The organism is Marinospirillum celere (assembly GCF_900112235.1).
GTDB classification, from domain to species: Bacteria; Pseudomonadota; Gammaproteobacteria; order Pseudomonadales; family Halomonadaceae; genus Marinospirillum; species Marinospirillum celere.
The window spans coordinates 1-20023 of record NZ_FOLH01000010.1 but is presented as its reverse complement, the minus strand read 5'-3'; the positions used below and the strand labels follow the sequence as shown (position 1 = coordinate 20023).

Below are 20023 nucleotides of genomic sequence, written 5' to 3'. Positions count from 1 at the left end.
CTTTTAAAATAAATTTTGGGGACCGCCCCTTTACCAAAACATGAAAGTGGAGTACTTAACCATGATGCAAGATAAAGCAATGCAAGACAAAATGATGAATGCTTTCGCAGAGCAAACTAAAAACATGTATAACCCTATGCGTAAAATCAATGCGCTGCTGGTTGAAAACATGGAAAAAATGACTGACTTCCAACTGGAAGCTTTGAAAGCTTACAGCCACATGGGTCTGTCACAAATGAAGAGCGCTACCGAAGTTAAAGACGCTGACACCGTTCGTGACTACAGTGCTTCTCAAGCTGAAATGATGAGCACTCTGAGCAAAAAAGTACTTGAAGACGCCAAAACCATGGCTGACATGAGCATGGAATTCAAAGCAGAAGTTGAAAAAATCCTGGAAGAGTCACGCTCTCAGGCATTCAACAAGTCAGCTGGCGAAGAAGCCAAGCCTGCAGCCAAAGCTGCATCCAAACCTGCTTCTGGTAGTGCAAGCAAGTAAGGTGCCCGGGCTGTAGCAAAAGGGTTAAAGGGGCTTTAAAGCCCCTTTTTTGTCTGTGCCTAGCAGGAGATCTTTGATGTCCGAAGAAGCCAAAGATCAGTTACAGGGTCACTATGACCCGGCTGAAATGTTTGAATGGATGACCAAGGCCAATGAGCGCTATCAAGCGGTCATTGAGCAGCTTATGAGCCGTGGCGAAAACGGTATGAGTGACTCTTCAGCTTCCGTTTTTGCCGATATGGGCGAAAATTTTCAGAAGTTGGGAGAACAGCTCGCCCAGAACCCCATGATTCTGTTTGATGAACAGATGAGTCTGATGCAGGGGCAAATGCAGCTTTGGCAAAACACTGCTCGAGAACTCCTGGGTGAACAGGATGTTGAAGCGGTGATTGAGCCTGCTAAAGATGATCGCCGCTTCAGTGATCCCGAATGGACGGATAACCTAGTTTACAACTTCATCAAGCAGTCTTATCTGCTTTATGCCCGTTGTATTCTAAATATTGTCCATGGTGTTGAAGGACTCAACGAACACGTACGTCAGCAGCTGGATTTTTATGCACGTCAATATGTGAGCGCCTTGTCGCCCTCCAACTCGATTTTTACCAACCCGGAAGTGATGCGGCGCACTTTGGCAACGCGTGGTCAAAACCTCTTGCGTGGTATGGAACAGCTGACGCGTGACCTGAAAGAAAGCGCTGAAGGCCTGAATGTCACCATGACTGACAGATCGGCTTTCAAACTGGGTGAAAATGTTGCTACCACTCCAGGTAAAGTGGTTTATCAAAACCGCCTGATTCAGCTGATCCAGTATAGTCCGACGACTGAAAAACAGTTCAAGACACCCTTGCTGGTTGTGCCACCCTGGATCAACAAGTATTACATCCTGGATTTGCGGGAAAGTAATTCCTTAGTCAAATGGCTAACGGATCAAGGGCATACCGTTTTTATTATTTCCTGGGCCAACCCTGGCCCCAGCATGAGAGATTATGGCTGGGGTGAGTATATGAAAGAAGGGCCGCTAGCAGCTATGGATGCTGTTAAAGAGCAGACAGGTGAGCCAGATGTCAATCTGCTTTCTTACTGTATTGGTGGCACTCTGACCGCTTCAACCCTGGCTTGGCTGACTGCCAAGAAACAGCAGAAGCGTGTTAAATCAGTTACCTATATGGCAACCCTGCAAGATTTCTCTGAGCCAGGCGAAATCAGTGTCTTTATCAATGAGGCCAGCTTGAGAGGCATAGAAAAGCAGTTGGATAGAACCGGTTATCTGGATGGCCGCGCCATGGCCTTCAGTTTTAACCTGTTGCGTGAAAATGACCTCTTCTGGTCCTTCTTCATTAACAACTATCTGAAGGGTGAGCGTCCTGCTGCCTTTGATCTGCTTTACTGGAACACGGATGGCACTAATATGCCCGCCGCTATGCACAAATTCTACTTGCGCAATATGTACCAGAAAAACAAGCTGATTGAGCCGGGTGGTATTGAAGTGGAAGGGGTGAAGATTGATCTGAGCAAAATTAAAACACCTGCTTTCTTTGTCTCAGCCATTCAAGACCATATTGCCCAATGGAAATCCACCTACAAGGGTGCACTGGTTCATTCAGGCCCTGTTAAGTTTGTGCTTTCCGGATCCGGGCATATTGCCGGTATCGTTAACCCTCCAACCAAAACCAAGTATGGTTACTGGACCAATGACAAACTGGCAGAAACGCCGGATGCCTGGTTTGCTGGTGCAGAGAAAAACGAAGGCTCCTGGTGGCCTTTGTGGCAGGAATGGATGGTAGAAAACAAGTATGCTGATCCAGAAAACCAAGTGCCTGCGCGTAAGCCTGAAGAGGGCAAGCTGGACGTTTTGGAAGCAGCACCGGGCAGCTTTGTTCAGGTTAAAATTCCTGATGTACTCAAGGCTGAGTTGCTGCCTAAGAAAGACTAGCCTCAATCGGCAAGCAATAAAAAACCCGCCTAGGCGGGTTTTTTATTGTCAGGCCTTTAAGATCAAGAGTTGGTTTCGCTTTCCTGCATGCCTGCTTGTTCTTTAGCTGCTTCTTGACGACGCTCCTCCAGAATCTTCTGGCGGCGTTTGACTTCCCGAGGGTCGTTGGGAGCGCGGCCATTAATAGGTGGTACTTCCTCGGCGGTTAACTCGGTCACTTCAGCAAGATTCACCGGTTTTTTCACAGGCTCAGGTTCTGCAGGCGCTTGATTTGCAACGGGTGCTGGTGTTGCTTCCTCAGCCTGAGGTGCTACTTCCTCAGTGGTCTGAGATTCTGTAACCCTTTCCTGAGGCTCTGCTTTAGCTTCAGTCGCCTTGGGTTCAGCTGCTTGCTGAGACGCCTCTTCCTTTAGTTCTTTCTTGGGCTCTTCCGCAGCCTTGGGTTCTTCAGAAGCCTTAGGCTCCTCTTGAGCTTCAGGCTTTTCGGCAGTCACAGGCTGTTGCTTTGCCTGTTCGGTTTCAGCTGTTTTTACAGTCTCAGACTTAGCCGCTGCTTCATTGGCAGCCTTGCTGGTTTTCACCGGTTCTTGCTCTGCAGGTGTAGCAGGCTTTTCGGCTTCAGCTTGAGGTTTTTCCTCTTGCTGTTTCAGGCTGGCTTTGGCGGCCTCAACAATAGGGCCTGCATTTTCAGGCGTGGTTGGCTCAACTTCTGGCAGCAAGTCCTTTTTCATTTCTTCAAAGTTGGGCGGTGTTGTTGCATCGCCAGTTAAGGTTTTGTTACGCCTTCTGCTGCGTGGATTGTTGCGTGAAGGCTTGGCAGGGCCGGTATCTTCCTTACGAGGCGCAGGTGCAGCTTCTTGACGAGCAGCAGCGGCCTGAGGTTGATTGCTGGCTTCCTGGTTTTTTGCTGCCGGACGCTGTTCTGCAGCGGGTTTGGCAGGCTTGGAGTCTTCACGGCGGTTGTTGTTACCCGCTGGAGCATTGGAGTTAGAGCGGCGGTTATCGTTGTTGCTGCGACGATTACGGCGGTTTTCCGGACGATTGCGGTTATTGCGTTGCTCGCCACGGTTATTGTTGCGATTGTCATCGGTTTTATTGGTCGCCGTTTTCGAATCCGTTGCTTTTCCTTTATTGCCTGTCGCTTTTTTGTTGGCTTTGCTGGCATCATCACTGGCAAAGAGGCCACTGAAAAAGTTGGCTAGGCGGGTAAAGAAGCTTTCCTGGGAAGCGCTGCTACTGCTGGCCGGGCTGCTGGTTTTGGCAGTGGGCTCGGGTGCGCTGGTCGGGGCAGGAGCATGAGGGATAACATTCTGCACAGCAGCTTCGGCAAAGCCGGTCGCTTTGGCACCTTCGCTGGGTGCTTCCTTGTCGTTACTAACCTGCATATCCAGTTCATAACTGGCATCGGTTTCGGTTTCATCCAGGTCATCGCTACGCATCCGCAATACTTCATAGTGCGGGGTGTGCATCTCAGGATTGGGAAGTACCAGGGCTTCTACCTGCTGACGCTTTTCAATGTCATGCAGAGCTGAACGCTTTTCGTTGAGCAGGAAGGTGGCAACAGAAACCGGCAGGATGGCACGTATCTGGGCGGTGTTGTCCTTCATGGCTTCTTCTTCGATCAGGCGAAGGATCGAAAGGGCCAGAGATTTAACATCACGGATAGTGCCCTGGCCATCGCAGCGGGGGCAGACCACGCCGCTGGTTTCGCCCAGAGATGGACGCAGGCGCTGACGCGACATTTCCAGCAGACCAAAACGGGAAATGCGGCCAATTTGCACACGAGCCCGGTCAATTTTTAGGGCATCGCGCATGCGATTTTCAACTTCTCTTTGATTGCGGACGGGGCTCATGTCGATAAAGTCGATGACAATCAGGCCGCCGATATCACGCAGGCGCAGTTGACGGGCAATTTCATCCGCTGCTTCAAGATTGGTTTGCAGGGCCGTTTCTTCAATATCGCCGCCGCGTGTTGCGCGGGCCGAGTTGATATCGATGGAAACCAGAGCTTCTGTGTGGTCGATGACGATAGAGCCGCCGGAAGGCAGCTTCACTTCACGCTGGAAAGCCGTTTCTATCTGGCTTTCTATCTGGAAGCGAGAGAACAGGGGAACGTCATCTTGGTAAAATTTGATCTTGCTTTGGTAAGAAGGCATGACCTGCTGGATAAAGCCCTGAGCCAGATCATAGACCTCTTTACTATCGATGAGTACTTCACCGATATCCTGGCGCAGATAATCACGAAGCGCCCGGATGATGACGTTGGATTCACGATAGATTAAAAAGGGTGCGGGCTTTTCAACGGCGGCCTTGTTAACGGCTTCCCAGACTTTAATCAGGTAATCCAGGTCCCATTGCAGCTCTTCACTGGAACGGCCAATGCCAGCGGTACGAACAATCACGCCCATGCCATTGGGAACATTTAGTCCACTCATGGCTTCTTTCAGGGCGGCTCTTTCTTCACCTTCAATGCGGCGTGAAATGCCACCGGCCCGAGAGTTGTTCGGCATCAGTACTAGATAACGACCCGCCAGGCTGACATAGGTGGTTAGGGCAGCGCCCTTGTTACCGCGTTCTTCTTTGTCGACCTGAACAATGACTTCAGTGCCTTCTTTAACCAGATCACGTATGCCGTTGCGACCATCGCCAGGATTTTTGACGAAGTATTCACGACCGATTTCTTTTAAAGGCAGGAAACCATGGCGTTCAGCGCCAAAGTCAACAAAAGCGGCTTCCAGGCTGGGTTCGACGCGAGTAATGCGTCCACGATAAATGTTGGCTTTTTTGGATTCGCGGGAACCGGATTCAATATCCAGGTCGTAGAGTCTTTGTCCGTCAACAAGCGCAACCCGGCGTTCTTCCGGCTGGGTTGCATTGATAAGCATACGTTTCATGGGGCTTCCAAAAGTTCAGGCAGCCCAGGCATGGCGGGTTGTTGGTATTAAGTCTCTTTGTACCACACAGCAAAACCGGCAGGGGCTTTAAGGCCGCTACCAGTCAGGTCTCCATTTCGTGCTTCTGCTCGTGTGTGTTGAGCGTGTGTTACTGAAGTCTGTTGTCACAAATCAGCAGCTTCAGCCTAGAAATTCCAAGCTCACAAAAACGGAGGGCGTTAGCCGGTCAGTACAAGTAAAAATAAGTTGTCACAACTCGCGCGCCTTGGCCGCGGGTTTCTTCTGCCTGATAGACATCAGGCGCTGATAAAAATTCGTTTTGCGCTGGCCTGCGTGTTGCCCACCGTTAAAACTGCGAAAAGTGTGGGTGCAGGCGCTCCATGAGGGACTTGCCCTTTTACGCGCTCCCCAATCATAACAGCTGCTGCTAAATTCGACAATTAGCTAAACCATTAAAAGTGAGGGTTAGTAATTACTGCTGTTGCTCAAGCATAATAGCGGCTTCCTTTGCATAAGTGATTACTTGGTTTCTATGTCAAAAACATCCCCGGAAGCGCCTAGAGCTCAGGTGCAGCATCTTGAAGTCGGTCAGAATGCGGTCGGTCAGCGGTTGGATAACTTTCTGATCAATCAATTAAAGGGCGTGCCCCGCACCCTGGTTTATCGCATCATTCGCAAGGGTGAAGTGCGAATCAATAAAAAGCGCGCCAAGGCGGATACACGCTTGCAGCTTCAGGATTTGGTTCGAGTGCCACCTATCCGGATGAGCCAGAAGGCAACAGATACGCCGGTGGGAGACAGCTTACGCAGTTTATTGCTGGGCGAGGCTATCTGTTTTGAAAATGCCAGCGTGCTGGTTTTGAACAAGCCAGCTGGCTTGGCAGTCCATGGTGGCAGCGGGGTGAGAGTGGGTTTGATTGAAGCCCTGCGTCAAGTCAGACCGGAACTGGAGCACCTGGAACTGGTCCATCGTCTGGATAAGGATACTTCGGGCTGTATTCTGCTGGGCAAATCCCGCCAGGTTTTGAATGAGTTGCAAACCCAGCTAAAAAATAAAAGCATGGGTAAGTTTTATCAGGCTTGGGTGGTCGGCAACTGGCCCGTAGGGCTGCGCCAAGTGGATGCCCCTATTGACCGTGCCTCTTCTCCGTCTGGGGAACGTTTAATGCGCATTGCTGCCGAGGGTGAAGGTAAGCAGGCGCTAACCCGTTTTCGGGTGCTGAAGAAAATTGAAGGCTTTACCCTGGTGGAAGCAGAGCCTGTTACCGGGCGCACCCACCAGATTCGCGTGCATGCCCGGCATGCTGGTTTTCCTTTGGTTGGTGATCCGAAATATGGCAATGAAGCCATCAATCAGGCTTTTCAACAAAAAGGCTGCAAGCGGATGTTTTTGCATGCCAGGCGTTTGGTTTTTAAAGATCCGGTTAAGGGTAAGCCGATCAGTGTCGAAGCCCTGCCTGATGCCAACTGGAAAAATGTTCAAACACTGATGAAAAACTGGAATTCACAATATGAGTGACGACGATAAGCAAACAACAGCCAAAGACCCCTGGACCAGTCAGGCTCAACCGGTTGATGGTGAGGCAATCAAGAAAATGAGCAAAAAAAATGCAGAAGAAGCCCCGCCAGAAAAATGGATGCAGGCTTGGGCGAAGGAAGTGCTGTTGGAGCAAAAACGGGCTCGCCGGGGGCGCTTTATTGGTGGCATGTTCAGGCTGTTGGTGACGTTGGTTATCGTGGTGCTGGTTTTTGGATCGGGCCGAGAGTTGTTGAGCCTATCCGATGAAGCCAAGCCGACAGATACTCCTCACCTGGCTGTTGTGGAAATCAAAGGGGCCTTGTCCTCTGAAGGGCGTGCCAATGCGGAAAGAGTTTTGCGAGGTGCTCAACGAGCCTTCAGCTCATCAGGTGCCCAGGCTGTTGCTCTGAGAATTAACAGTCCTGGCGGTAGCCCGGTTCAGGCCGGTCAAATTTACGAAGGTATCCGTAAACTGCGGGAGCAGCACCCCGAAATGCCGGTTTATGCCGTTATTGAAGATTTGGGCGCATCAGGTGGCTACTATGTTGCTGTGGCCGCGGACCACCTGATTGCCGATCAGGCCAGCTTGCTGGGTTCTATAGGCGTGGTATCCGGTGGCTTTGCGTTTAAGGAAGCCATTGAACGCTTGGGTATTGAGCGCCGGGTGTTTACTTCGGGTGAAAACAAAGCCTTTTTGGACCCCTTTTCAGATATTGATGAAGAACAAAGTGAATTTTGGCAGGGCGTATTGGATTCCATTCATCAGCAATTTATTGCCCGGGTTAAAGAAGGAAGAGGGGACCGCTTGGCAGATGACCCCAAAATCTTTTCAGGCTTGGTCTGGTCGGGTGAACTGGCTCTGGAGTTGGGCCTGATTGATGAATTGGGCTCCTTGTATAGCTTGCAAGCCGATTTGGGTGTGGAGCGCAGTGTGAACTACACTCCTGAGCCTAGTCCCTGGGAGCGCCTAGAAAGACGCCTGGGTACGGCTTTTAAAGCGGCTTTGGTTGAGTTGATGGCTCCGCGGCTCCAAAATTAAGTGGGTCCACCCCTTCGGCTTTTAAAAGTTCAACTAGCCGAATCAGGGGTAAGCCTACCAGGCTGTTAGGGTCATCGCCTTCAAGACGTTTGAAGAGGGCGATGCCTAGACCTTCGGATTTGAAGCTGCCAGCACAATCCAGCGGGCTTTCCCGATCCACATAGTTACAAATTTGTTGTTCGCTTAGTGAGCGGAACTCAACACTGAAAAGATCAACCAATGAATGAGTGGCTTCAGTGGTCGCGTTATACAGGCAAAGCCCCGTATAAAAAGAGACTGGCTGGCCCTGTAGCTGCATCAACTGCTGGATGGCACCATCCCGGCTGCCAGGCTTGCCAAGTAGCTGGCCTTGATGGCTGCAGACTTGATCAGAGCCAATAATGAGCTTGTCAGGATGGCTGCCAGCCAGGGCCTTGGCCTTGCTGATAGCCAGGCGTTCAACCAGTTGGCTGGGTGTTTCATCCGCTTGAGGGCTTTCGTCAATATCCGGGCTGGCGGTATGAAATGGCAGGCCCAGTTTTTCCAGTAATTGACGGCGATAGGGCGAGCTGGATGCCAGAAGCAGTTCGGGCATGAAAATTCCTCTCTGAAATGGGTGACTTGCTGAGTTTAAACCACTAGAATGGCGCTCCTTACAAAGACCGGCAAGTAAAAACGGCTTTGACACGGACGCCCTGTCCCTCTATTATTGCGCGCTTGAATTTTATGGCAAAAGAATACCTGCAAGAACCCCTGGATCCTTACAAGTTATGTGCGGCTGAACGAGAAATCAGTTTTGAGCTGCCGCTTGAATCCATGCAGAGAGCGCAGGACTTGTTGCTGGACAAGCAGGGCAGTTTTCGCATTCAGCTGAAATTCAGCTATGGAAGCCAAAGGTTGCTCCAGGTTGAAGGTCATCTGAAAGGCGAGGTTACTCTGGAATGCCAGAGATGCCTGGGGCCAAGCAAACAGCTTCTGGATAACCATTTCCTTTGGGGATTGGTGATCAGTGAAGAAGCTGCAAGCAATTTACCGAAAACGCATGAGCCGGTTTTTATTGAGAAAGAGCGTCTGGCCTTGCTTTCGGTAATTGAAGATGAGTTTCTTCTGGCCTTGCCATTGGTTGCTTATCACCCTGAAGATGAGTGCCAGCTGCAGCCGCTTGAACAAGACCAGTCGGCTGAAGAGCCTGCTGAAACAGAAAATAACCCGTTCAGTGCTTTGGCGGATTTGAAAGAATCCCTGAAAAAAAAGCAGTGAATTGATCAATTAAGTTTTGAAAACCCAGGAGTAAACCATGGCTGTTCAACAGAATCGTAAAACCCGTTCCAAGCGTGACATGCGTCGTTCACACGATGCCCTGAGCGCTCCAGCCCTGTCCGTTGATGAAGCTACCGGTGAAGTGCATCGTCGTCACCACGTCACGGCTGAAGGCTTTTACCGTGGCAAGAAAGTTATCAACAAAGGCGACGAGTAAGCTTTTGCCTGTACAGGAGACTTTCTGTGCAGGTTGATCTTGCTATAGATGCCATGGGCGGGGATTCCGGTCCCCGTACCAATGTGGCTGGTGCTATCTTGGCACTGGCTGCTGACTCACAGCTGAAAGTGACACTAGTTGGCGATAAACCACTACTCACTTCCCTTCTGTCACAGCATCATCTCACCCACGAATTTGCGAATCGCATTTCGTTATTGCCCAGCCGTGACTCCATTCAAATGGATGAAGTGCCTACTTCGGCTTTGCGCAGCAAAAAACAATCCTCCATGCATTTGGCGACCCAACTGGTTGCTGAACAGCGTTGCCATGCCTGTGTCAGTGCCGGGAACACCGGTGCCTTAATGCTGATTGGCCGTCATTACTTGGGTATGCAGCCGGGTATTGAACGTCCAGCTATTAGTAGTGCCATTCCCACCCGTAAGGGGCATAGCTATGTACTGGATCTGGGTGCCAATGTCGACTGCCAGGCCGAGCATCTGTTGCAGTTTGCGATTATGGGGTCGGCCATGGTCAAAGCGGTGGATGGTTTGGAAAACCCGCGAGTCGGTTTGCTTAATGTCGGACGCGAAGCCATCAAAGGTAACTCCCAGGTCAAACTGGCTGCCCACCTGATTGAACAGAGTGCAGGCCTGAATTATATCGGTTACCTGGAAGGTGATGAGATCTTCAAAGGTGATGTGGATCTGGTGGTTTGTGATGGTTTTGTGGGTAATGTTGCCCTGAAAACCAGTGAAGGCTTGGCCAGCTTTTTATCAGAACAAATTCAGGCCACCTTTACCAAAACCCTTTACCGGCGTTTGGTCAGCCTGATGGCAAGGCCTGTGCTCAAACAGCTTAAAGAAGAAATGGACCCAGTGCATTACAATGGTGGCAGCCTGCTGGGCCTAAAAGGCTGTGTGGTGAAAAGCCATGGTAATGCTGATGCTCGTGGTTTTTCTTTTGCCATTCTGCGTGCAGCCAAGGAAGCCCGTCAGCAATTGCCCGCCCGCCTTCTGGAAGATCTGCAACGCTTGTGCCCCTCTTGAAGCCTTTTGCAACACGCGGCTGCAAAAGGCATACATAAAATTGTGATAACGAACGCTGACTCCGTTTAGCATTCTTCTCCATTAGTCACCTTGCAAGACTAGGAGAAGCCAGTTGCTGAACAACTATAACCGTGTATTGGACCTGTTATCAGGTTTTCAGGTCAGAGTTGATGTGCCTGGAGCTGAAGCGGGTCTGCAAACCCTCAGTAAGAAAAACCAATTGGAATTGACCTTTGCCGTGCGTCTGGACGATCAGGTGCATCAAGCCAAACTGCTGGTTGCCAGTGCGGTTGGTGGAGAAATCAAACTCCTGGATCTAAGTGGAACTCAAGCGCTAGTTGATAGCAAAACACCCAACCCCCTATCGGGCCGGGGTGTGTCTACCTTTTTGATTAACACCTTATTACAAACCCTTGGCGAAGTCTTGCCTGCTTCAACACGGATTTTTGGCCGCTTGGAAGCGCCCCAGGCTGCTGATCTGGAACCCTTGGCAGCAAGGCGCAATTTTTGGCGGCGTTTTGGGTTTGAAATCGAAAACTGGGGAAGAGGAAAGGAATTGGTCACTGGGCAACTGGGTGAACTCAGCCTCTATCCTGAGTCTCTTTTGGGAAGCCATCCACAAAAAGGGATGGATTTGATGCACTTGCATTTAATTGGTACTGCAACCCAGTTAGACTAGTGGTTCTATCCTTAAGGACGAACCCCAACTCAGTGATTAAGATCAAATTAATATTGCTGCTTGCCAGTAGTCTGACCGTAATGGCTGGTGCCATTATCACGCCTGGCTTGCCCGATATAGGCCGCTATTTTCACAGCTACCCGGATGTTTGGGTCAAGCTGATTATTACTCTGCCTGCTTTATTTATTGCACTCTTTTCACCTTTTATGGGTTGGTTGGCGGATCGCTTTGGTCGCCTACCGGTTCTGCTCACCAGTCTGTGTATCTATGCCTTGGGTGGCGCTGCTGGGGCCTTGGCCGAAAGCATGTCCTTTATGCTACTGACCCGCGCCCTGCTGGGTATCGGTGTGGCGGGTATCATGGGCATCGCAACCACCCTCATTGGTGACTATTTCACCGGACAGGAACGCCAGTCCTTTATGGGCTTTCAGGGTAGTTTTATGGCCTTGGGTGGCGTTGTTTTCATCAACCTGGGTGGTTTGCTGGCGCTTTGGAGCTGGCGTGCCAACTTTCTGGTTTATCTATTTAGCTTGGTGGTTTTTATTCTGGCCTGGTGGTTTCTCAAAGAACCCCAGCGCAAGCAGAAATCTTCAGAAAGTGTTGAATTGGCCGGTTTTCCTTTAGCCAGCGTCCTGCCTATCTATGCGCTGGGTTTTGTGGCTATGGCTTTGTTTTACCTGCTGCCTGCACAAATGCCTTTTCTTTTGGTTGAGCGTTTTCAAGTCAAGAGCCTGGAAACCGGCTGGGTGATTGCCACCAGTACTCTGGCCGGGGCTCTGGCCGGTTTCCTGTTTGGACGTATTAAAAATAGAATCAGCCATGCCCAAATTTATGCGGTTGCCTTCCTGCTCTTTGCGTTGGGCTATCTCTTGGCATCTCAGGTGAACAGCTATGCCTGGATGCTGATAGCTGTACTCATCAGTGGTTTTGGGGCGGGCATGACCTTTCCTGCAGGTAATCACTGGCTGCTTACCCTGGCCCCTGAAGAATATCGCGGACGGGTGATGGGTGGCTTTGCTTCGGTCTTTTTTATGGGGCAGTTTCTTTCACCGCTGCTGGCTGCACCGGTAGAAGCCTGGTCCGGTTTAACCGGCGTCTTTTTGGGCGCTGCCCTGCTGGCATTCATCTTGTCGATCTTTTTGCTCTTCTCACCACCCGGGCGCTTTCAGGAACAAAGGAGGAGTAGTTGATGCAGCAGGGTGATGCCCTTACTGGTTACAGTATGCTGGCACTGATCCTTCTAGCTTTGTTGGCCAGTTTGGGGTTAGAGCAGCTTTCCTGGGCGGCGGGTTTCTTTGCCTGGCTGGCCGCGTTGCGCTTGTTTTCACGCCTGACTTCGCTACAAAAAGGCCAGGTGTTGGTGATGTTCTTGCTGGGATTTTCAGGGCTCTTTTGGGGGCTATGGCGGGAAGTGGACCTGCATTGGTGGCGACGTGCCTGGGAAGCTAACCAAGCGCTTTTGACAATGCTTTTGTCAGTGAGTTTTTTGCGCTTGGTTGCCATCACTGATCTGGCCGCTAAAGAAGCCCTCCCCAGGGGTAAAAAAGCGCTTTGGAAAACCCTGCTTGGGGTACATGCCTTTGGTGCGGTCATCAACTTTTCAGCCATGATCATTATGGCCGACCGCCTGAATAATCAGCGCCCCTTAACCCCTTTGCAGGCTTTGGTGATTACCCGTGGCTTTACTATGGCCGCCAACTGGTCGCCTTTTTTTGCTGCCATGGGGGTGGTCTTGATCAGTGCACCGGGCGCTGATTTGCTGACCCTGATGCTGGTTGGCTCTCTGGTTGCGGCGATAGGTCTCTTTCTGGCTGGTTATTGGTTACTTGCGGGTACTGAAGCAGCCGAGACACAAGGCTACCCCATGCATCTTCAGGCCCTGGTTCTACCTTTTGCCCTGGCGGTCAGCGTCTTGGTCAGTCAATCCATCTGGGAAGATTTGGCTATTTTGACACTGGTCTCTCTTTTATCTCTGATTTTTACCCTGGTTTTGTTGGTTTGGCGTTATCGCCTACAACTGGTTACCAAACGGTTAAGACAGCATATTGAACATACTTTGCCGAGCATGTCCGGTGAACTGCTGCTTTTCATGGGGGCAGGGGTTCTTGCTGCTGGCTTGGGTGCTGCGCTGCAAGCTGCTGAATTTACCCTGCAACTGGACTATTTTGGACCCTGGCAAGCCTGGTGGCTGTTGGTTGTTTTGGTTCTGGTTTCTGCTGTTGGGGTTCATCCGGTGATCAGCATTGCCACGGCGGGGGGAATCTTTGCACCCTGGGTTGATGATCCTAATCTTCTTGCTTTGGTGTTTTTGATGACCTGGTCTTTAGGTGTTGCCATCTCACCCTTATCCGGCACTCATCTGGCCATGCAGGGGCGCTATGGTTTACCTGCCCATTCCTTTACACGCCTGAATTTTAAATTTGTGCTCTTGATGTTGCTGGTTAACTGGGTTGCTCTTCAGGCCTACAGCTATTTGATCTCTGACAGCTTTTGGTGAAAAGGAAGCGATTCCAGCTATTTACTGCCCCTGGTTTGCTGTTAATCTGATCCTGATCTTCTCATCAGGATAAAAAGGATAAGGCGATGTTTGAAGCAGCAGAACTGGAACGCACCCTGGACAAAGAAACTTACAAAACTGAAGTGGCCAAGCTGCGCGTTGAACTGATTGAAATCCAACAGCGACTTTTAAATGCTGATTTCCCGGTTATTTTATTGATTTCAGGTGTTGATGGGGCAGGTAAAGGCGAAATGGTTAACCTGCTGCATGAATGGATGGATCCCCGCCATCTGGAAACCTCAGCCTTTGATACCCCTACTGATGAAGAAAAAGAAAGGCCACATTTCTGGCGTTATTGGCGCGCCCTGCCGCCCAAAGGTAAGATCGGTATTCACTTTAGCTCCTGGTATTCTGACCCTATTGCCGATCGTTTACAGGATAAGATTACCGATAACGACCAAGAAGCTTATTTATCACGGGTTAACACCCTGGAAAAAATGCTGGTCGATGATGGGGCCTTGTTGATTAAGATCTGGCTGCATCTGGGCAAAAAACAATACAAAGAACGCATTAAAAACCTGGCGGCTGATCCCAAAACCGCCTGGCGGGTGACCAAAAAGAACCTGAACAACATCAAGGTTTATGATCAGTTTCGTGACGTGGCCGAAGAGACTCTGCGCCAAACCAGCACCGGTCATGCGCCCTGGATACTGGTTGAAGGCTATGACCAGCGTTACCGTAGCCTTACCGTAGGTCGCTTGCTGAGGGATATGATTCAAAAACGCCTGGATGTTGATCCCAAAACCCTGGTTTCTCCAGCCGTGGATTGGACGGCCAAAAAAGATAAAACCACCTTGTTGGACTTTGTTGATTTGAACAAAGCCCTGGAGAAAAAGGAATACAAGGAAAAGTTAGCGGATTATCAAGCTCGCCTGAATGAACTGGCCCGTAAAGCCCATAAAAATAAAATCAGCACAGTGATGGCCCTGGAAGGCTGGGATGCGGCCGGTAAGGGAGGCATGATTCGGCGAATGATCCATGCTTTGGATGCCCGCCATTATCGGGTCCTTCCGATTGCTGCACCAACCGATGAAGAACATGCCCGGCATTATCTGTGGCGCTTCTGGCGACACTTGCAGAGAGCCGGTCATATGACCATTTTTGATCGTACCTGGTATGGTCGTGTATTGGTTGAGCGGGTTGAAGGCTATGCCCGTAATGATGAATGGATACGGGCCTATCAGGAAATCAATGAGTTTGAAGAAGAACTCACCGAACACGGTATTGTTCTGCTGAAATACTGGCTGCACATCGACAAGGATGAACAGCTGGCACGTTTTAAAGCCCGTGAAGAAATCAGCTACAAGCAGCACAAGATTACCGATGAGGACTATCGTAACCGTGAAAAATGGGATGACTATGCCCAAGCAGTAGCGGATATGGTGGAAAGAACCAGTACACCCAATGCGCCCTGGCATATTATAGAAGGCAATGACAAACGCTATGCCAGAGTCAGGGCGTTGGAAATTCTTTGTGAGCGGCTGGAAAAAGCGCTTTAACTTCTGAGCTGGGTGAGCAGGCTGTCGATTTTTGGCAGCCACTGCTCCTGCTGTTGTGGCTTTAAGGCTCTGGGGTAAAGCGGTTGTTGGCGATCATCCAAACGCTCTTTCCAGTCGTGGGTGAACTTTAAAAAATGTCGGGCAAAGGCTTCGCCTTCCTGCAAGCAGCCATGCAAAATAACATCCAGGTAGCTTTGGGCAATGGGGTGGGGGCTGGTTTGCTCGGGTGGCAAATACACCCAAAAATGGCCTTCAGGCAAGGCCTCATTACCCAGGCTTTTAATATTTTGACTGGCCAATTCAACACGAAGATATTCTTTTTCCCTGGCATCAAACAAGGGTAACTGGTCTTCCTCAACCGGGAAAAGCATGCCACCTGCCTGCTGCCCCTGACGCTGGCGAATCCCCACAACACTTAAATCGGCATCTGCCAGGGCCACGTTCCAACTTCTTTCCAGGCCGTCCACTTCAACCGCCAGGGCTTCACCCGTGACACCAGTTCGTGAGCGGCTGTCTGCACAAATCAAACTACCATAACCAAATATCCAATGCTGTTTTGCCAAGGTTACTGCTCCTCTTGATGACTGGGGTGTTGATCAGCAAAGCGTTGCAACTCAGGATAAAGCTGATGAAAATCCTGAGTCAAAAAATCATACTGCTCCTCCAGCTGTGGCCAGAAGTGATCCAGCAAGCCAGGTTGTCCCAAGCGCCTGGAAATACCCGCCAGAGCACTGCGAATTACCTGGAACTCCTGATAACTGCCCAGCCAATCATCAGCAATCATATAAGGGGCAACACGCTCCAAACGACCCGGCAATTCAGATTGATCCAGCAAGAGATGATAAACCTTCTGCGTAAAACGGGGCAGGGGCGTGCTGCTGTAATCCGCCCAATGTTGCGCTAGACAGTGATCAAAAAACACATCCAGAACAATGCCTGAATAGCGTGCTAGCTCCGGTGAAAAACGGTTTCTGGCCTGCTTGATCAGCGGGTGGCGATCAGTAAAACCATCCAAACGACGATGCAGGTCTATGGCTTTTTCAATGCCTTCAGGAAATTCGCCCTTCAAAGGCCCCTTTACAAAATCACCGTAAAGGCTGCCGAGCAGTTGTTCAGGGCGGGAGCCACCCAGGTGGAGATGGGCTAGATAATTCATTGCATGATTATAGCAAAGCAACTGATGAGTTAAGATAGGTTCTTTGCCACTGTAAAGGATAAGAGCATGCTTGGCCTGCTGATGCTGATACTTTTTCAATTCGCCGGAACCCTGATTGCAGGACTGGGCGTTAACCTGCCTGGGCCGGTAATCGGCATGCTCCTGCTTTTGGCTGTTTTATTGCTGATGCGCCGAGTGCCCGAGCCTTTGCAGATTACCAGCAGCCATTTGCTCAAATACCTCCCTCTAATGTTGATTCCCCCAGCAGTGGGCATCATGTCCCAGTGGGAGGTGATTACTTCCAGCTTCGTGGCGATCAGTGTTGCCTTGTTGGGGTCTTTGGTCATCAGTATTCCGCTAACCGCTTGGATACTTCAACGCCTAGTAACCCGGAGGGCTGAATCCTAATGTTAGCCCTAATCGTTTCGCACCCCTTGTTTGGCTTACTGGTTACCCTGGTGGGCTATCAACTGGCAATGGAACTTAATCAGCGAACCCGTACGCTTCTGACCCAGCCTGTACTAGTGGCAACACTGATCGTTGTCAGCCTGCTCTTACTTTTTGACGTGGATTTTGAAACCTACTATGCCTCTGCTGATATTATTTGGTTGTTTCTTGGGCCTGCTACCGTTGCCCTGGCGGTTCCTCTTTATACCCACCTGAAACGAATTCAAGACTACTTCTGGCCGCTACTAGTAGCTTTGCTGGTTGGTGGTTTTGCCACGGTACTACTAACTCTTGGTTTTGCCTGGTTGTTAGGAGCAGGGCCGGAACTGCTTGCTTCCCTGGCCCCTAAATCTGTCACCTCACCCATCGCCATACTACTGGCGGAAGACCTGGGCGGCTCACCGGCACTGGCTGCTGTATTCGTTATGATCACCGGCGTGGCCGGAGCCGTAATGGCCCCCTGGTTACTGGAAAAAGCGGGCATTCACCTACCCGCAGCCCGAGGTTTCACCCTGGGCCTTAACGCCCACGCCGCAGGCACCGCCCTGGCCCTGGAAGAAGGCGAAGAAACCGGCGCCTTCGCCGCCCTTGCCATGAGCCTCACCGGCGCGGTCACGGCCATCCTGCTGCCTTTAATCTATGGCTTAACCTATCCTGGATGAATGAACAGCCTATTTGCTGCCAAATAGAAATTTCATGCACGATTTGTTGAGTGGCATGCACAGTATGTCTAACGTAATAAAAATTAAATCATGTTAATCAATGGCTTAATGATAGCCTTGCTCGAATAGTGTGCGCACAAGTATTCAAGATAGGCGGCATGCGCGGTTTGTCGGAAAACTTGACCTGAGTTCTGGAAAAAACTGAGAAAGTCCGGTAGGTTAGAAGAAAACGTAGGCAGCTATTGAAAGCAGCGAAACCCGCATGCCTACTAACAAAATGTTGAACTAAGCCGCTGCGCGGGGCGGGTGGCGCATCCGGGATTTTGATCCATAATTAATGCTCCAACCTCTTTGGAGATTAGATCATGACCCCGCTTCGTCAAGCGATGATTGATCAGATGGATCTGAGAGGTCTCGCCCCCAAAACCCAGCAAGCCTACCTGCAACAAATCAAGGAACTGGCCCGTTATTATCACCGCTCCCCTGATTTACTGACCGATGAAGAGCTGCAAGCCTATCTGCTGTATTTGATCCGTGATCGCCAACTAAGTCACTCCAGCTGTCGCCAGGCTGTCCATGCCTTAGTTTTTTTGTACAGCCGAGTGCTCCAGCGACGCTTGCCCCGAATGGCGTTGGCTCATCCCAAACGTGACCAGAAAATCCCTGACCTGCTGTACCCCGATGAAGTTCTGGCCCTGTTGCAGCACTTTGTACGCCCCAAACCCAGAGCGGCTGCTTTTTTGGCTTACGCGACCGGAATGCGCATCAGTGAAGTCAGCGCCCTTCAGGTTCAGGATCTGGATGGTGTCCATAACCGTATCAAGGTTCGGCAGGGCAAAGGTCAGAAGGATCGCTATGTCCTTTTTACAGAAAGCCTCAAACAGAACCTGCGCGACTACTGGAGGGCCTTCAGGCCAGAAAGCTACATCATCTATGGTCAGTACAAGAATCGCCCTTTAGACAGCAAATACTTAAGACTGGACATGAAAGCGGCTGCGCAAGCAGCAGGCATCAGCAAGCGAGTCTGCTTCCATAGTTTGCGCCATGCTTTTGCCACACACCAACTACTGAACGGAATGCCCTTGCCGCGCTTGCAAGCACTTTTGGGGCACAAGCACCTGCAAACCACCTTTCGCTACCTGCAATGGGTTGCCTTGATGGATGTAGCTCGCAACCCGACCGAAGACCTGCTCTGTGGGTTGGGGAGGGCGGCATGAATGCCCTGAACCTGGCCGCCATCATTGAACACTGCAAAAGGCAGCAAGATATCCAGGCCACGCCACGACAGTGGCAAGTGCTGCATCATATTACGGACTGTCGAACGGCCGCCATGGGCGGTCAGCATTATGCTTGCCCAACCTGCCAGCATCACTGGACCTGGTATCACAGCTGCCGTGATCGTCATTGTCCTCAGTGCCAGGGCCATGCCAGCCAGCAATGGTGTGAAAAACAGCAGAGCCAACTGTTACCGGTTCCTTACTTCCACCTGGTGTTTACCTTGCCTCATGAGCTGAACACCTGGATCGGTCAGCATGGACGCTGCCTGTATCGGCTCTTGTTCCAGAGCTGTTGGAATAGCCTGAAAACCCTGGGCGAACGCAAACTCAAGGGCCAGCTGGGTATGACAGCTGTTCTGCACACCTGGGGTCAACAGCTCACCCGCCATGTTCACCTGCACTGCCTGGTGCCTGCAGGAAGCCTGAAGTATCAAGCTCGCTGGCACACACATAACAAAAACTACCTGCTGCCCGTGAAAGCCTTATCCAATCGCTTCCGAGGCCAAATGGTTAGTCGTATCCGTGAAGCCTGGCAGCAAGGCTTGTTAGCCAGCGTCTCAAAAAATGAGATCAACCAACAACTGAATCGCCTGATGCAAAAGCCCTGGGTGGTCTACAGTAAATCGGCACTTCACTACCGGAAAACCCTAGTCAACTACCTGGCTCGCTACACGCATCGCATCGGCTTGAGCAATGGCCGCATCCTGGGCTGGAATGAAAACCAGGTCACTCTCCAATACCTGGATTACAAGGACTCTGGTGGCTCCAAATGCCTTAAACTGGCACCACAGGAACTGGTTCGCCGCTTCCTGCTGCATGTACTGCCTAAAGGCTTTATGCGCATCCGCCACTATGGCTACCTGGCCAATGCCATCAAAGCCAAACGGCTGGCCTGCATCCGAAGACAAATCAAACCTCAGCACAAGAAACAGCAACCGGAGCAGACAGAAAATCAACCGACATTACGCTGTTGCCCCAACTGCCAGAGTCCCATCAGCAGGATGGCAGCCTACACACCCGAGAATGAAAGCAGCAATACAATCAAAGCCATTAATAGCAGCTGAAAAGAGATAGGCGCACGACTAATCCCAAGAAAACGCCCTGATCACATCTGGGCTGACCGGTCGACTTGCGCCTAAAAGGCAAAACAGGTAAAAAGAAAGTAGAAATCAGCTACTGTCGTTCAAAAAAGACTTAAAAGTGGCGAAAAAAACATCGTGAAGGGATCGTTCGCCCGGAACCAAAAGGCCAGGGAAAGCCGGATCTTAAAAAGCAAATTCCCTAGTCCCTACCTCTGAGCCAGCGGCCGTTCAACATGCGGTTATGCGACAGCTGCGCCGTCCGCATAACCGCTTAAGAGTTA

Annotated in this window: 19 protein-coding genes; 15 read left to right on the top strand and 4 right to left on the bottom strand. The window is 50.7% G+C overall.

All coding sequences use genetic code 11. From position 1 onward, the window contains the following. Positions 1–61: 61 nt before the first annotated feature. On the top strand, positions 62–496 hold the full coding sequence (locus tag BM185_RS14510; RefSeq protein WP_245751781.1) for a phasin family protein: 435 nt from the start codon (positions 62–64) through the stop codon (positions 494–496). A gap of 76 nt (positions 497–572) precedes the next feature. After that, the gene (locus BM185_RS14505; RefSeq protein WP_091965238.1) at positions 573–2429 is read left to right on the top strand and encodes a PHA/PHB synthase family protein; all 1857 of its coding nucleotides are present in this window, start codon (positions 573–575) and stop codon (positions 2427–2429) included. 62 nt (positions 2430–2491) lie between these two features. Here the strand turns inward: BM185_RS14505 and rne are convergent, their stop codons facing one another. Beyond that, positions 2492–5323, bottom strand: a complete 2832-nt coding sequence (gene rne / locus BM185_RS14500) for a ribonuclease E (protein ID WP_177203585.1) — start codon at positions 5321–5323, stop codon at positions 2492–2494. 532 nt (positions 5324–5855) lie between these two features. Here rne and BM185_RS14495 point away from each other — a divergent pair. Together BM185_RS14495 and BM185_RS14490 are read left to right on the top strand one after the other, a co-directional pair. Then, positions 5856–6842: an RluA family pseudouridine synthase gene (locus tag BM185_RS14495; protein ID WP_091965236.1), complete on the top strand. Its 987-nt coding sequence runs from the start codon at positions 5856–5858 to the stop codon at positions 6840–6842. After that, complete coding sequence (locus BM185_RS14490) at positions 6835–7881, top strand: S49 family peptidase (protein ID WP_091965234.1); 1047 nt, start codon at positions 6835–6837, stop codon at positions 7879–7881. The genes BM185_RS14495 and BM185_RS14490 overlap by 8 nt, the downstream gene beginning before the upstream one ends. Here BM185_RS14490 and BM185_RS14485 read toward each other — a convergent pair. Beyond that, positions 7835–8455, bottom strand: coding sequence for a Maf family protein (locus BM185_RS14485; RefSeq protein WP_091965231.1), 621 nt, complete (start codon positions 8453–8455; stop codon positions 7835–7837). The genes BM185_RS14490 and BM185_RS14485 overlap by 47 nt on opposite strands. Before the next feature lie 131 nt (positions 8456–8586). Between BM185_RS14485 and BM185_RS14480 the strand changes: the two genes are divergently transcribed. The 7 genes from BM185_RS14480 to pap all read left to right on the top strand — a co-directional run bounded on the left by BM185_RS14480 (position 8587) and on the right by pap (position 15118). Beyond that, complete coding sequence (locus tag BM185_RS14480) at positions 8587–9120, top strand: YceD family protein (protein ID WP_091965229.1); 534 nt, start codon at positions 8587–8589, stop codon at positions 9118–9120. A gap of 37 nt (positions 9121–9157) precedes the next feature. Then, the gene (gene rpmF / locus BM185_RS14475; protein ID WP_091965227.1) at positions 9158–9337 is read left to right on the top strand and encodes a 50S ribosomal protein L32; all 180 of its coding nucleotides are present in this window, start codon (positions 9158–9160) and stop codon (positions 9335–9337) included. Between the two features lie 26 nt (positions 9338–9363). Then, entirely contained in the window at positions 9364–10383 is a 1020-nt protein-coding gene (gene plsX, locus BM185_RS14470) for a phosphate acyltransferase PlsX (protein WP_245751780.1), read from the top strand. A 112-nt stretch (positions 10384–10495) separates the two neighbouring features. Continuing rightward, complete coding sequence (locus tag BM185_RS14465; RefSeq protein WP_091965225.1) at positions 10496–11062, top strand: hypothetical protein; 567 nt, start codon at positions 10496–10498, stop codon at positions 11060–11062. Between the two features lie 32 nt (positions 11063–11094). Then, the gene (locus BM185_RS14460) at positions 11095–12252 is read left to right on the top strand and encodes an MFS transporter (RefSeq protein WP_091965223.1); all 1158 of its coding nucleotides are present in this window, start codon (positions 11095–11097) and stop codon (positions 12250–12252) included. Next, positions 12252–13559 (top strand): hypothetical protein, encoded by a 1308-nt coding sequence (locus BM185_RS14455; protein ID WP_091965221.1) that lies wholly within the window; start codon positions 12252–12254, stop codon positions 13557–13559. Before BM185_RS14460 ends, BM185_RS14455 begins: the two co-directional genes overlap by 1 nt. Positions 13560–13645: 86 nt before the next feature. Then, positions 13646–15118: a polyphosphate:AMP phosphotransferase gene (gene pap, locus BM185_RS14450; RefSeq protein WP_091965219.1), complete on the top strand. Its 1473-nt coding sequence runs from the start codon at positions 13646–13648 to the stop codon at positions 15116–15118. Here pap and BM185_RS14445 read toward each other — a convergent pair. Together BM185_RS14445 and BM185_RS14440 are read right to left on the bottom strand one after the other, a co-directional pair. Further along, positions 15115–15681, bottom strand: coding sequence for a gamma-glutamylcyclotransferase family protein (locus BM185_RS14445; protein WP_091965217.1), 567 nt, complete (start codon positions 15679–15681; stop codon positions 15115–15117). The genes pap and BM185_RS14445 overlap by 4 nt on opposite strands. A gap of 2 nt (positions 15682–15683) precedes the next feature. Continuing rightward, positions 15684–16274, bottom strand: a complete 591-nt coding sequence (locus tag BM185_RS14440; protein ID WP_091965254.1) for an acyl carrier protein phosphodiesterase — start codon at positions 16272–16274, stop codon at positions 15684–15686. 66 nt (positions 16275–16340) lie between these two features. On the opposite strand from BM185_RS14440, the gene BM185_RS14435 reads away from it, so the two are divergent. The 4 genes from BM185_RS14435 to BM185_RS14420 all read left to right on the top strand — a co-directional run bounded on the left by BM185_RS14435 (position 16341) and on the right by BM185_RS14420 (position 19724). Continuing rightward, positions 16341–16682, top strand: coding sequence for a CidA/LrgA family protein (locus tag BM185_RS14435; RefSeq protein WP_091965215.1), 342 nt, complete (start codon positions 16341–16343; stop codon positions 16680–16682). Then, positions 16682–17383, top strand: a complete 702-nt coding sequence (locus tag BM185_RS14430) for an LrgB family protein (RefSeq protein ID WP_091965213.1) — start codon at positions 16682–16684, stop codon at positions 17381–17383. The genes BM185_RS14435 and BM185_RS14430 overlap by 1 nt, the downstream gene beginning before the upstream one ends. 365 nt (positions 17384–17748) lie before the next feature. Further along, positions 17749–18600 (top strand): tyrosine-type recombinase/integrase, encoded by an 852-nt coding sequence (locus tag BM185_RS14425; protein WP_091959801.1) that lies wholly within the window; start codon positions 17749–17751, stop codon positions 18598–18600. Further along, entirely contained in the window at positions 18597–19724 is a 1128-nt protein-coding gene (locus tag BM185_RS14420; RefSeq protein ID WP_143089482.1) for an IS91 family transposase, read from the top strand. Before BM185_RS14425 ends, BM185_RS14420 begins: the two co-directional genes overlap by 4 nt. Positions 19725–20023 lie beyond the last annotated feature (299 nt).